Raw genomic sequence first — 13,112 nt, forward strand, 5'->3', positions numbered from 1 at the left:
CGACCCTACGCGGGACCGTCCCAGGAGTGAACGGGTTCGTTGCTGTGCATGCGTTGGCAGTACAACCGCAGCATCTCGGCCAGCGCGGCCGGCCGGGCCAGGCCCTGCTCCTGCAGCGCACGTACCGTCGTGACCTGCCAGGCAGCACCGTTGCGACCGGTCTTGGCCCGGCCCTCGATCACCCCGAGGTAGCGGTCGCGCACCTCCGCGGCCACCCCCCATCGGCGCAGTCCCTCGTCGGCCATCGGAAGTAGCTGCCGCAGTACCAGTTCGTCCGGTGTCACCTCACCGAGTCCAGGCCAGTACAGCCGCGCGTCCATACCGTTCTGCGCGGCGTCGCGGAAGTTGTGCTCGGCCGTGGCGAAGCTCAGTTTGGTCCACAGCGGACGGTCCTCCTCGGACATCGTGCGCAGCACGCCGTAGTAGAACGCGGAGTTGGCGAGCATGTCGATGACCGTCGGACCGGCGGGCAGCACGCGGTTCTCGACCCGCAGATGCGGTTTGCCGTTGACCACGTCGTACACCGGGCGGTTCCACCGGTAGATGGTGCCGTTGTGCAGCCGCAGCTCCGAGAGTCTCGGGGTGCGCCCGGCGGCCAGTTCGGCGACCGGATCCTCGTCGGAGACCTCGGGCAGCAGCGACGGGAAGTACCGGACGTTCTCCTCGAACAGGTCGAAGATCGAGGTGATCCAGCGTTCGCCGAACCACACCCGCGGCCGGACCCCCTGGGCCTTCAACTCGTCGGGCCGGGTGTCGGTGGCCTGGGTGAACAGTTCGATGCGCGTCTCGGCCCACAGCTGGTGGCCGAAGAAGTACGGCGAGTTGGCGCCCAGCGCCAGTTGTGGGCCCGCGATGACCTGGGCGGCGTTCCAGTTGCGGGCGAACTCGGCGGGGGAGACCTGCAGGTGCAGCTGCATGCTCGTGCACGCCGACTCCGGGGCGATGGACGCCGCCTGCAGGCTCAGCCGTTCGGGCCCGGCGATGTCGATGGAGATGTCCTCGCCGCGCGCGGTGAAGATCGAGTCGTTGAGCGCCTGATAGCGCGTCGACGCGCTCATCCAGTTGCTCGCCAGATGTTCGGGCATCAGCGTCGGCAGGATGCCGATCATCACGATGTGGGCGCCGTCGGAGTCGGCCTTACCCTCGGCCGCATTGAGGCTGGCCCGCACCTCGGCCTCCAACTCGAGTGCGGCCCGGCCGGGCAGCGGCCGCGGCGGCACGTTGAATTCGATGTTGTAGGCGCCCAGTTCGGTCTGATAGGCCGGATCGGCGATCGATGCGAGCACCTCGGAGTTGGTCATCGCCGGCTGATAGTCGGCGTCGACGAGGTTGCACTCGATCTCCATACCGGTCAGCGGACGCTCGAATTCGAAGCTCGACTGCGCCAGCATCGTTTCGAACACGTCGAGGCACAGCTGCACCTTGCGGCGGTACTCGCGGCGCTGCGCATGGCTGAAGTCGGTCCGCTTCACTTCTTCGCCCACTCAGCCGATGCTAGTGACGCCCGCGCAGGTATTCGCTCGTTCGGCGCCCGCACGCCTTTAGAGTTCGGCCAGTGCCCGCGGCCGCAGCAACGCCGTGGCGACGACACTGATCACCGCGGTCACGACCAGGTAGCCGCACGCCAACCACGGCGTGTTGCCCGCGGCGGCGATCAACGCGGTGAGGATCAGCGGCGTCAGACCCGACGAGTACACCCCGGAGAGCTGATAGACCGTCGACAGGCCGGTGTACCGGATCCTGGTCGGGAACAGCGACGCGTACAGCGTGCCCTGGGCGCCGTAGAACCAGGCGTGGATGACCCCGAACACCACCACCATCCCGACGGTGTAGGTGACCATGCTGCCGGTGTTGAAGAGCGCGAACACCGGGAACACCGCGACCGCGTAGGCGGCGATGCCGGTGCCGTAGACGCGTTTGGCGCCGAACCGGTCGACGAGCAGACCCGAGACCGGCAGCAACACGGCCATCAGCAACGCCGACGCGGTCACCACGATCAGCACCGGCACCTTCTCGAAGTGCAGCGTCGCCGTCGCGTACGAGATCGCGAAGACACCCCAGGTGTTGAACGCGGCGCCCTCGCCCCAGCGGGACAGCATGCCCAGCACCGTCGACTTGAGCACCGGCGGCCGGAAGATCTCCTTGACCGGCACGGCCGACCGCTGATCGTCGTCGCGGACCTTCTCGAACGCCGGCGTCTCCTCCGCCTTGAGGCGCACCACCACACCGAAGATCACCAGCACCACGCTGACCAGGAACGCGATTCGCCAGCCGTAGGACAGGAACGCGTCGTCGGGCAGCACGACCTGCAGCAGCGCGAACACCCCGGTGCCCAGCGCCAGCCCGAGGGCCAGCCCGATCTGCGGGACGCTGCCCGAGAAGCCGCGGCGCTTCGCCGAACTGTGCTCGACCGCCAGCAGCACCGCCCCGGCCCATTCGCCGCCCAGCGCGAACCCCTGCGCGATGCGCAGCAGCAACAGCAGGATCGGTGCCAGCACGCCGATCTGCGCTGCCGTCGGCAGGACGCCCATCAGCGCGGTGGCACCGCCCATCAGGAACATCGTCAGCGCCAGCGTGCGTTTGCGGCCGATGCGGTCACCGATGTGCCCGAACACGAATCCGCCGATCGGCCGCACGACGAACCCGACGGCGAATGTCGCGAACGACAGCATGGTGCCGACGAAAGAGCTCTGGTCGGGGAAGAACGCCTGGTTGAACACCAGGCTGGCGGCGGTGGCGTAGAGGAAGAAGTCGTACCACTCGATCGTCGTGCCGACCAGGCTGGACAGCAGCGCGGTGCGCACCCGGCGGTCGTCGGTTGCGTCGGGTCCCGGGGCGATCGGCGGGTCGGCGATGGTCACGTTGGCCCATTAGCCCCGAACCGGCGCGATCGCACCACAGTTGTGCGCGTCGTGATTCTTAGTGGCGGGGCCTGCTCGCGACGAGCACCTGGTCGCTGAACATCCCGCCCCGCAACTCGACCTCGATCTCGGGGCCGGCGTGGGCGGCCAGCGCACGCAGCGCCGCGGGGCTGTAGCAGCGCAGGGAACTGATCACCCCGTCGTGCGCGAACGGGACGAGCGGCGCGAGCGGCAGCATCGCCAGCAACCGCACCACGTGCAGCGGGGCGGGCGGGCGCGGCAGGTCGACGATCAGCAGCTTGTCGGCCACCCGGGTCCCCTCGGCGATCGCCCTGGCCGCCAGTGCCGGCGGCAGATGGTGGAACGACAGCACGAACACCGCGAGCGCGTACGCGCGGTCGGGGGCGTCGATGGCGGTGGCGTCCATGACCTGCACCCGCGCCCGCGGATGGCTCCCGAGGTCGCTCGCGGCGATCTTGGCCACCGATGCCTCGTCGAGGTCGGTGACCGTGACCTCCGCGGTCGGGTGCGCTTCGAGCAGCCGGCGCGAGAGGCCACCGTGGCCGGCGCCGAGTTCGAGGATCTTCGGGTCGGGGACGTCGGCGATCTCGGCGAGCGCGATCTCGGCGTACCTGCTGTGGGTGCCGAACAGCTCACCGGTCCGGTCCAGCGCCCGTACGACGCTGCGTTTGACGCGATCATCGATGTCGTCGCGGTCGAGGTACTCGCTGCGGTTCGTCTCGAGGAGGCGGTCCAGACACGAGGCGCGGGGACCGCCGCGGGGCATCCGGTCGATGTCGGCGATCTTCGTTCCCATGTAGACCATGATGGACGACGGGAGCCGCCGTCATGAGGGAGAGCGCATTGGCCGAGTTCGTCGCCGCCATCGATCAGGGGACCACCAGTACCCGGTGCATGATCTTCGACCACGACGGCGCCGAGGTCGGCCGGCACCAGCTCGAACACGAGCAGATCCTGCCCAGGGCCGGCTGGGTCGAACACAACCCGGTGGAGATCTGGGAGCGCACCGCATCGGTCCTCATGTCGGCGCTCAACCGCACCGACCTCTCGGCCGGGGACCTGTGCGCGCTCGGTATCACCAACCAGCGGGAGACGGCGCTGGTGTGGAACCGTCGCACCGGGCGGCCGTACTACAACGCGATCGTGTGGCAGGACACCCGCACCGACCGCATCGCCACGGCGCTCGACCGGGACGGGCGCGGAGACGTGATCCGCCGCAAGGCCGGGTTGCCGCCGGCGACGTACTTCTCCGCGGGCAAGGTGCAGTGGATCCTCGACAACGTCGACGGTGTGCGCGAGGCCGCCGACAAGGGTGACGCGATCTTCGGCACCGCCGACAGCTGGGTGGTGTGGAACCTGACCGGCGGACCGCGCGGCGGCGTGCACGTCACCGACGTGACCAACGCCAGCCGCACCATGCTGATGGATCTGGAGACGCTGGACTGGGACGATGAACTGTTGTCGTTCTTCGGGATTCCGCGCCAGATGATGCCCGAGATCAAACCGTCGTCGTGCCCGGACTGCCACGGTGTCACCCGGGAGGACGGACCGCTCGGCGGTGAGGTGCCGATCGCCGGCATCCTCGGTGACCAGCAGGCCGCGATGGTCGGGCAGGTGTGCCTGTCGGCGGGCGAGGCCAAGAACACCTACGGCACAGGCAATTTCCTGCTGCTCAACACCGGCGAGAAGATCGTCCGCTCCGAGAACGGTCTGCTCACCACGGTCTGCTACCAGTTCGGTGACGCGAAACCCGTTTACGCCCTTGAGGGTTCGATCGCGGTGACGGGGTCGGCCGTGCAATGGCTGCGCGATCAGCTCGGCATCATCAGCGGTGCCTCGCAGAGCGAGTCGCTGGCGCGTCAGGTCGAGGACAACGGCGGGGTGTACTTCGTGCCGGCGTTCTCCGGGCTGTTCGCACCGTACTGGCGCTCGGATGCCCGCGGCGCCATCGTCGGCCTGTCCCGGTTCAACACCAACGCCCACGTCGCGCGGGCGACGCTGGAGGCGATCTGCTACCAGAGCCGCGATGTCGTCGACGCGATGGAGGCCGACTCAGGTGTGCATCTCGAGGTGCTCAAGGTCGACGGCGGCATCACCGTCAACGATCTGTGCATGCAGATCCAGGCCGATGTGCTCGGCGTCGACGTGGTCCGGCCGGTGGTGGCCGAAACCACCGCTCTCGGTGCAGGTTACGCGGCCGGGTTGGCGGTCGGGTTCTGGGACGGCGCCGACGATCTGCGGCGCAACTGGCAGGAGGACAAGCGCTGGACTCCGCAGTGGAGCGACGATCAGCGCGCCGAGGGGTACGCCGGCTGGCAGAAGGCCGTACAGCGCACCCTGGACTGGGTCGACGTCGAGTGAGCGGCTAAGCGACGGCGTTCAACTGCTCGACGACCTCGGCGGGGAGTTCGATGTCACGGACGGCGGTGTTCTCCCCGAGGTGAGCCACCGACGAGGTGCCCGGGATCAACAGCACATTCGGCGCCACCGTCAGCGTCCAGGCCAGCGCGATCTGCGCGGGCGTGTGCCCGAGTTCCGTTGCGGCCCTGGTGATGACGGGGTTGCCCAGGATGGGGTTGTCGGCGGTGAACGCGGAGCCGAGGGGGAAGAACGGCACGAACGCGATGCCGTGCTCGGTGCTCGCATCGAGCAGGGGTTGCGCGCTGCGGTCGACGAGGTTGAAGGCGTTCTGCACGCAGACGATCTCGGTGCGCTCCAACGCATACCGCAGATGTTCGACCGAGACGTGGGACAGTCCGATGCCGTCGATGAGCCCCTCGTCGCGGGCCTTGATCATCGCGTCGAGCTGACGGCCGAACAGATCGCGGTCCTCGATGCGGGCCGGAACGTCGCCGCCGTCGCGGGCGAACAGGCGCAGGTTGACCGCGGCCAGCCGATCCGTTCCGAGGGTGACGAGGTTCTCCTCGATCTGCCGCCTGAGGTCGTCGGGATCCTGTGCGGGCAGCCATTCGCCGTTGTCGCCGCGTGTGCCGCCGACCTTGGACACCAGCGCGAGGCCGGCCGGATAGGGATGCAGCGCCTCGCGGATCAGTTCGTTTGCGACGTTCGGCCCGTAGATCTGCGCGGTGTCGATGTGGTCGATCCCGAGGTCGATGGCCCGCCGCAGGACCGCGATCGCCTGGTCGTGATCGCGGGGCGGGCCGAAGACACCGGGGCCGGGCAGCTGCATCGCGCCGAAGCCGACGCGGCCGACCGAGTGGGATCCGAGGGAGAAGGTCTGCATGTCCTACCTATCGTGATTTCGGCGTGGTGGGTCGCGCTCAGCGCAACCAACCACGCCCAAATCCCCGCTATTCCTCGCCGAGGACGCCGTAGATCTCCCGGCGCGCGTTGTTGACGATCTCGAGGATGCGGGCCTGCTGCTCCTCGCTCGCGGCGTAGGACGACTGTGCGACGGCGCCCATCAGCTGTCCGACGGCGCTGCGCAGGTCGGCGTGACCGGGGCCGGCGTCGTCGGTGATCTGCTCCCACGGTGGGGTCTCGATCTTGGCGGCGGCCGCCCGGCCGTCGTCGGTCAGCTCGAACAGCTTCTTGCTGCCCTCGGATTCGGTGCCGACGATCAGCCCTTCGTCGACGAGGAGTTGCAGCGTCGGATACACCGAGCCGGGGCTCGGCTTCCACAGGCCGTCGCTGCGTTCGGCGATCTCCTGGATCATCTCGTAGCCGTGCATCGGCCGTTCGCCCAGCAGTGTGAGGATCGCGGCGCGCACGTCGCCGCGCCGTCCGCGTCCGCGGCCACCGCCGCGCCGACCGCGCGGGCCCGGTCCGAAGCCGAAACCGCCCCGCGGGTCGAACCCGAACTCGAAACCGGGACCGCGACCGGGGCCACGGCCGAAACCGGGACCGAAGCCCGGTCCGGAGGCGCTGTGCTCGCGCAAGTGGTGGACGGGACCGAAACCGAAGGGGCCTGGTGGGGTGAATGGGTTGCTCATGAGGAAAGTCCTTCAACGTCTGGGAAGCACCACATGCGCTTCCGATACGTTGACGATATATCGGAAACTATCGTGATGCAACGGTCAGTGTCACCGCGCATCGATGGCCGCGGTCAGCCCGGCCGCCCACTCGGCCTCCATGGCGGCGAGCCGGAGCCCGTACTCCAGCGCTGCGCGCCCGTAGAACGCGGCGTCGTCGTCGTCCCAGCGCAGCGAATCGCGCAGCGTCTCGAGGCGGTCGAGTTCGGACCGGGCGTGTTCGGCGAATGCGGCGGCGTACCTGCGGGCGGCGGCCGGGGGGAGTTCACCGAGCAGGAACACCCTGAGCAGATCGGGCCGGCGCAGCGGCGGATCGTCGCTGGAGTCGGTGATCCACCGCCTGAGTTCGGCGCGGCCCGCGCTCGTCACCCGGTACTCCTTGCGGCCGCGCGGGCCGACGGCGGTGACCTCGATGAGGCCCGAGTCGGCCAGCCGGTTGAGTTCGCTGTAGAGCTGGCTCTGGGTGGCCGGCCAGACGTTGGCCATCGACTTCTCGAAGCGTTTGAGGAGGTCGTACCCGCTGCCGGGATGCTGGGCGAGGAGGCCGAGGGCGGCGAATCGGAGGCTCACCACGAAAGCGTACGGCCCGACATTCCAGATGTGGAATGTCGGGCCGCAGGGTGTCGCCTAGTTCGAGACCAGCGTCGCGCCCTCGGCGACACGCAGCGCGGTCATCCGCCACGGGCCGCGGGTGGCCAGCACGTAGTAGAGGGCGAACGCCACACCGCAGCCGATGAACCAGCTGTACTGCGCGGCGCCGGCCATGCCGAACACGACGCCGCCGAGCAGTACCGGTGCCATGGCCAGGACGGCGCCGACGAGGGTGGCGGTCACCGCGGCGGGGTTGTAGCCCTTCCGGTACCAGTAGTTGGCGGTCTCCGACATCGTGAACAGATCGTCGACCACGATCTTCTGCTTGCGCACCAGGTAGAAGTCGGCGATCAGCACACCGAACAGCGGGCCGATGAACGCGCCGAGGGTCTCCAGCGTGTAGTGGATGACCTCGGGGTTGCTGTAGAGGTTCCACGGCGTGAGCAGCACCGACCCGACCGCGGCGATCATGCCGCCCATGCGCCAGCTGATCCGCTGCGGGCTGACGTTGGAGAAGTCGAAGGCGGGGCTGATGAAGTTGGCCACGATGTTGATGCCGATCGTGGCGATCGAGAACGTCAGCGCTCCGAGGACGATCGCGGTGACGCTGTCGATGCGGGCGACGGTCTCGACCGGGTCGGTGAGGAGCTCGCCGAACACCGGCACCGTGGCCGCGGCGGTCACGACGACCAGGATCGAGAACATCAGGAAGTTGATCGGCAGGCCGAGGAAGTTGCCCTTCTTGACCGCCTCGAAGCTCTTGCCGTAGCGGGCGAAGTCGCCGAAGTTCAGCATCGGCCCGGAGAAGTACGACACGACGAGCGCGATCGCGCCGAGCATGACCACCAGCGTGTTGCCCTGCTTCTCGCCGCCCAGCGACAGACTGACGTGCCAGCCCGATTTCCACAGCAGGTAGCCGCAGAGAATGAACATCACCACGTACACCGCGGGACCGCAGAAGTCGATGAACTTGCGGATCGACTCCATACCGCGCCAGAACACGCACGCCTGCAGCACCCACAGCAGCATGAAGCTGCACCAGCCCAGCAGGGACAGGCCGGTGAAGCCGTACTGGTCGGCGTCGGCGTAGGGCGCCAGGCCGGGGAACAGTTTGAGCAGCACGACGTCGAGCGCCGCCGACGCCAGGTAGGTCTGGATGCCGTACCAGGCCACCGCTATCAGGCCGCGGATGATGGCCGGGATGTTCGCGCCGAGGACACCGAAGGAACTGCGGCATACGACGGGGTACGGCACACCGGCCTGCTGGCTGGGCTTGGCGACCAGGTTGCACAGCACGTTGACGATCACGATGCCGACGAGCAGGGCGATCAGCACCTGCCAGCTCGCCAGGCCCAGGGCGAACAGGCTGCCCGCGGTGACATATCCGCCGACGCTGTGCACGTCCGACATCCAGAACGCGAAGATGTTGTACGACGACCACGTCTGCTTGCCCAGCGGTGCGAGGTCCTCGTTGGTCAGCCGCGGGTCGTAGCTGTCCTTGATCACCCCGCTGCCGACGGGATGCCCTGCGGCTTCGACGATGTCGCCCGCGCCGACCACGGCGCTCGGCGGGAGGTCACGGGTGTCTGTCATGATGCGGTTCCTGTCCATCGGCGTGGCGATGAACGGAACGTAGCTGCGGTGTGTTTCACCGTCGTTGCGCCGCAAATATATTTGAGCGCGTTCGGCAACACGGCCGACTCGTTGGCGTGCGGTCAGCCCCGCGTCACCAGGCCGCTGTCCGGCGGGAGTGTCGCCACCACGGTGTTGAGCCGCCGGTGGTGATCCCGGCTCGTGGCGAGCAGCGCATCGACGTCGCGGTCGAGGAAGGCCTCGAGCATGAGGCCGTGGTCGGTGTGCAGCGCCGCCCGGTCCGACGGTTGCACGTGAACCATCAACTGCACGGGTTCGGTGATGTTCCAGGCGGATTCGAGCATGTGCACCAGACGCAGCATCCCGGAGGGCCTCGCCATGCCGATGTGAAAGTGCCGACTCTGGCGGTGGTAGGAGTGCCGGTCGTCTTCGCGCACCGCCCGCTCCAGCAGGCGGTGCGCCGCCGCCACCGCGGTGCGCTCGGCCTCCGACGCATGGGCGACCGCCGCGGCGAGTGCCGCCGACTCGAGCGTCTCGCGGACGATGTACATTTCGGCGAGTTCGGTGGTCGTCAGGAGCGCGACGCTGTAGCCGACGTTGGGCTGGTGGGCGACGAGACCCTCGGCGACGAGCGTCTTGAGGCTTTCCCGCACCGGGATGGCACTGACGCCGAGCACCTCGGCGACGTCGTTGACCGGGATGGGAGACCCCGGTGGGGCCCCGCCCTCGAGGATCACGCGCCGCAACTCGTCGACCACGGCACGCCGCGAATCCGGCGATCGGTTGGCGGACAGTCTCGTCAACAGAGCGGAGTGACGACGACCGGGCATGGCGACATCCTGCTACGCGGGGCCTGCGTGCGCCGACGTTCCAGACATTCCACTATTGACATGTCACTCTTGGACTGTCAGGGTGGTGGCAGACTTTTCCCTCCAGCCCGAGGAGTCCGCATGACCGAGACCGACCACGCGCGCGACGCCGTCAGCGCCGACAACCTGCCGTCGGGAGACGAGTTCTTCCACAAGGGCAACTACGCGCCCGTCGCCGACGAACTCACCGCCTTCGACCTGCCCGTCGAGGGACAGATCCCGGCCGATCTGCAGGGGTGGTACCTGCGCAACGGTCCGAACCCGCGGCAGCCGTCCGCGCACTGGTTCACCGGCGACGGGATGATCCACGGCGTGCGCATCGAGAACGGCCGCGCCGCCTGGTACCGCAACCGGTGGGTGCGCACGGAGAGCTTCGAGCAGCACTTCCCGGTCTACAACTCCGACGGCAGCCGCAACCTGCACTCCAGCGTCGCCAACACCCACGTCGTCAACCACGCAGGCAAGACCCTGGCGCTCGTCGAATCGTCGCTGCCCTACGAGATCACCAACGACCTGCAGACCGTGGGCGCCTACGACTTCGGGGGCAAGCTGGTCGACTCGATGACGGCGCACCCGAAGATCTGTCCGACCACCGGGGAATTGCACTTCTTCGGCTACGGCAACCTCTTCGAGCCCTACGTGACCTATCACCGGGCCGACGCCGATGGCGAACTGACCGTCAACCGGCCGCTGGACGTCAAGGCGTTGACGATGATGCACGACTTCGCGATGACCAGTGGGCACGTGGTCTTCATGGACCTGCCGATCGTCTTCGACATGGGCATCGCGCTCGAGGGCAAGGGTGACATGCCCTACCGCTGGGACGACGACTACGGCGCCCGCCTCGGCGTACTGCGCCGCGACGACCCCTTCGGCGAGGTGCGCTGGTTCGACATCGACCCGTGCTACGTCTTCCACGTCGCCAACGCCTACGAGGACGGGAACACGCTGGTGCTCCAGGCCGTGCGCTACCCCGAACTGTGGCGCGGCACAGGCGGATTCGAGGCCGAGGGAGTGCTGTGGAGCTGGACCCTCGACCTGGCGACGGGCACGGTGCGCGAACGCCAGCTCGACGACCGGGCCGTGGAGTTCCCCCGCATCGACGACCGGTTGGCGGGTCTGCCTGCCCGGTACGCGGTGTCGGTGGGCGATCAGCGGTTGGTGCGCTACGACCTGACGAGCGGCACGGCGGTCGAACACGCCTTCGGGACCGCCGACGCGCCGGTCGGACCCGGCGAGGCGGTGTTCGTGCCGGCCACCTCGGGACCCGCCGACGAACAGAACGGGTGGTATATGGCGTACGTCTACGACCCGCAGCGCGACGGCAGCGATCTGGTGATCCTCGACGCCGCCGATTTCGGCGGCCCGCCGGTGGCCAGGGTGCAACTGCCGCAACGGGTTCCGTACGGTTTCCACGGCAACTGGATCGCTGGGTAGTCGTCTTCGCGCGGCGACTATCGTCAACCGGCCCCCTGGCGCCGTCGCGGTCCCTACGCTGAACAAATGGGCGTCGAGCGCAGTGGCGACTCGGACACGGACGGGGACGTGCCCGGCGCTGCCTCGGACCTGACCCGGTTACCCGACCTGGCGCACGGCACGCCGCGGGCGGGCCCGGTACGCCTGCGCTACCCGGTCTACGTCGATCTGCTCCCGCCGTGCAACGACGCCTGCCCCGCAGGCGAGAACATCCAGGCGTGGCTGGGTCACGTCCGCGCCGGGCGTCACGAACAGGCGTGGCGCCGGCTGGTGGCGGACAATCCGTTCGCCGCCATCCACGGGCGGGTGTGCTACCACCCGTGCGAAACGCACTGTAACCGAGGCCAATTGGACAGTCCGGTGGCGATCCACGCGGTGGAGCGGTTCCTCGGCGACCTCGCGACGCAGAACCGGTGGGAGTTCGCGCCCCCGGCCGCCCGCAGCGGTAAGCGGGTGCTGGTCGTCGGTGCCGGCCCGAGCGGGTTGTCGGCGGCCTATCACCTGGCGCTGCGCGGTCACGACGTCGAGATCCGCGACGCCGGTCCGGAGCCCGGCGGCATGATGCGCTACGGCATCCCCAGCTACCGGCTCCCGCGCGAGGTGGTCGATGCGGAGGTGGACCGGATCGCGGCGCTGGGGGTGCGGCTCACCTGCGGCCACCACGTCGAGGACCTGGCCGCCGAACGCGACAGCGGCGATTTCGACGCGGTCTTCGTCGCAGTGGGCGCCCATCTGGCCAAACGCGTCGACATCCCCGGCCGCGACGCGGGTGCGCTGCTGGATGCGGTGACGTTCCTGCGCAGTGTGGCCGCCGGGCAGCCCCCGGAGCTCGGGCGCCATGTGGCCGTGTACGGGGGCGGCGACACCGCGATGGACGTCGCCCGGGTGGCCCGCAGGCTGGGGGCCGAGGACTCCGTCATCATCTACCGCCGTACCCGCGAGCAGATGAGCGCGCACGCCGAGGAGACCGAGGAGGCCGAACGCGAAGGCGTGCGCATCAACTGGCTGCGCACCATCACCGCGTTCGATCGCCCCGACCTGCAGGTCGAGGTGATGGACCTCGACGAACACGGGCAGCCCCGGCCGACCGGACGGTTCGAGAAGCTGGCGGCCGACACCGTGATCATGGCGCTCGGGCAGAAGACCGAGTCGGAGTTCATGCGCACCCTGCCGGGCGTGCGGTTCGACGACGACGGCACCGTGCAGGTGTCGCCGACGCTGATGACCGGGTGCCCCGGGGTGTTCGCCGGCGGGGACATGGTGCCCGGCGAACGCACCGTGACCGTCGGGGTCGGGCACGGCAAGCGGGCAGCCCGCCACATCGACGCCTGGCTGGCCGGCCTTTCCGGCGAGCGGGCGCCCAGACACCCGCCGGTCGCCTTCGACGACCTGCACCTGTGGTACTTCGGCGACGCCCCGCAGCGCCCGCAGCCCCACCTCGACGCCGAGCGCAGTGTCGCCGGATTCGACGAGGTGGTCGGCGGCCTGACCGAGCCGGCCGCGGTATACGAGGCCGCCCGCTGCCTCTCGTGCGGTAACTGCTTCGAATGCGACGGCTGTTACGGCGCCTGCCCGGAGGATGCGATCATCAAGGTCGCCGAGGGCCACCACGGGTACGAATTCGTCTACGACCGCTGCACCGGCTGTGGCGCCTGCTTCGAGCAGTGTCCGGTGCATGCCATCGAGATGCTCCCGGAGACTTGATGAGC

At 68.7% G+C, this 13,112-nt stretch carries 11 protein-coding genes; 3 read left to right on the forward strand and 8 right to left on the reverse strand.

All coding sequences use genetic code 11. The features are described from left to right. Positions 1-5 precede the first annotated feature (5 nt). The 3 genes from G6N49_RS26215 to G6N49_RS26225 are packed head-to-tail and all read right to left on the reverse strand — an operon-like array spanning position 6 to position 3,687. Positions 6-1,484 carry a glutamate-cysteine ligase family protein gene (locus tag G6N49_RS26215; RefSeq protein ID WP_011562252.1) on the reverse strand — a complete coding sequence of 493 codons (1,479 nt, stop codon included), beginning with the start codon at positions 1,482-1,484 and terminating at the stop codon, positions 6-8. Positions 1,485-1,541: 57 nt separating this feature from the next. Then, positions 1,542-2,861, reverse strand: a complete 1,320-nt coding sequence (locus G6N49_RS26220; RefSeq protein ID WP_011562251.1) for an MFS transporter — start codon at positions 2,859-2,861, stop codon at positions 1,542-1,544. A gap of 58 nt (positions 2,862-2,919) precedes the next feature. Further along, a complete protein-coding gene (locus tag G6N49_RS26225) occupies positions 2,920-3,687 on the reverse strand; it encodes a class I SAM-dependent methyltransferase (protein WP_011562250.1) in 768 nt (255 codons plus the stop codon). A 38-nt stretch (positions 3,688-3,725) separates the two neighbouring features. Here G6N49_RS26225 and glpK point away from each other — a divergent pair, with 38 nt between their 5' ends. Further along, positions 3,726-5,243: a glycerol kinase GlpK gene (gene glpK / locus G6N49_RS26230; protein WP_041309928.1), complete on the forward strand. Its 1,518-nt coding sequence runs from the start codon at positions 3,726-3,728 to the stop codon at positions 5,241-5,243. 4 nt (positions 5,244-5,247) lie between these two features. Here the strand turns inward: glpK and G6N49_RS26235 are convergent, their stop codons facing one another. The 5 genes from G6N49_RS26235 to G6N49_RS26255 all read right to left on the reverse strand — a co-directional run bounded on the left by G6N49_RS26235 (position 5,248) and on the right by G6N49_RS26255 (position 9,888). Further along, entirely contained in the window at positions 5,248-6,126 is an 879-nt protein-coding gene (locus tag G6N49_RS26235; protein WP_064917335.1) for an oxidoreductase, read from the reverse strand. Positions 6,127-6,193: 67 nt separating this feature from the next. Further along, complete coding sequence (locus G6N49_RS26240) at positions 6,194-6,835, reverse strand: PadR family transcriptional regulator (protein WP_083045306.1); 642 nt, start codon at positions 6,833-6,835, stop codon at positions 6,194-6,196. A gap of 90 nt (positions 6,836-6,925) precedes the next feature. Next, positions 6,926-7,447: a PadR family transcriptional regulator gene (locus G6N49_RS26245; protein WP_011857280.1), complete on the reverse strand. Its 522-nt coding sequence runs from the start codon at positions 7,445-7,447 to the stop codon at positions 6,926-6,928. A 54-nt stretch (positions 7,448-7,501) separates the two neighbouring features. After that, positions 7,502-9,058: an NCS1 family nucleobase:cation symporter-1 gene (locus tag G6N49_RS26250; RefSeq protein WP_041925410.1), complete on the reverse strand. Its 1,557-nt coding sequence runs from the start codon at positions 9,056-9,058 to the stop codon at positions 7,502-7,504. Between the two features lie 122 nt (positions 9,059-9,180). After that, positions 9,181-9,888 carry a GntR family transcriptional regulator gene (locus G6N49_RS26255; RefSeq protein WP_083045305.1) on the reverse strand — a complete coding sequence of 236 codons (708 nt, stop codon included), beginning with the start codon at positions 9,886-9,888 and terminating at the stop codon, positions 9,181-9,183. A gap of 120 nt (positions 9,889-10,008) precedes the next feature. On the opposite strand from G6N49_RS26255, the gene G6N49_RS26260 reads away from it, so the two are divergent. Next, positions 10,009-11,364, forward strand: a complete 1,356-nt coding sequence (locus tag G6N49_RS26260; RefSeq protein ID WP_064917337.1) for a carotenoid oxygenase family protein — start codon at positions 10,009-10,011, stop codon at positions 11,362-11,364. Positions 11,365-11,430: 66 nt separating this feature from the next. Beyond that, a complete protein-coding gene (locus G6N49_RS26265; RefSeq protein ID WP_011857277.1) occupies positions 11,431-13,107 on the forward strand; it encodes an NAD(P)-binding protein in 1,677 nt (558 codons plus the stop codon). Positions 13,108-13,112: the final 5 nt, after the last annotated feature.

The organism is Mycolicibacterium monacense (assembly GCF_010731575.1).
GTDB classification, from domain to species: Bacteria; Actinomycetota; Actinomycetes; order Mycobacteriales; family Mycobacteriaceae; genus Mycobacterium; species Mycobacterium monacense.

What these genes read in the sequence shown, in the direction of transcription:
- G6N49_RS26225 (WP_011562250.1), bottom strand. Translation starts at nt 3,687, where the DNA reads ATGGTCTACATGGGAACGAAGATCGCCGACATCGACCGGATGCCCCGC.
- G6N49_RS26235 (WP_064917335.1), bottom strand. Translation starts at nt 6,126, where the DNA reads ATGCAGACCTTCTCCCTCGGATCCCACTCGGTCGGCCGCGTCGGCTTC.
- G6N49_RS26240 (WP_083045306.1), bottom strand. Translation starts at nt 6,835, where the DNA reads ATGAGCAACCCATTCACCCCACCAGGCCCCTTCGGTTTCGGTCCCGTC.
- G6N49_RS26250 (WP_041925410.1), bottom strand. Translation starts at nt 9,058, where the DNA reads ATGACAGACACCCGTGACCTCCCGCCGAGCGCCGTGGTCGGCGCGGGC.
- G6N49_RS26255 (WP_083045305.1), bottom strand. Translation starts at nt 9,888, where the DNA reads ATGCCCGGTCGTCGTCACTCCGCTCTGTTGACGAGACTGTCCGCCAAC.
- G6N49_RS26260 (WP_064917337.1), top strand. Translation starts at nt 10,009, where the DNA reads ATGACCGAGACCGACCACGCGCGCGACGCCGTCAGCGCCGACAACCTG.
- G6N49_RS26265 (WP_011857277.1), top strand. Translation starts at nt 11,431, where the DNA reads ATGGGCGTCGAGCGCAGTGGCGACTCGGACACGGACGGGGACGTGCCC.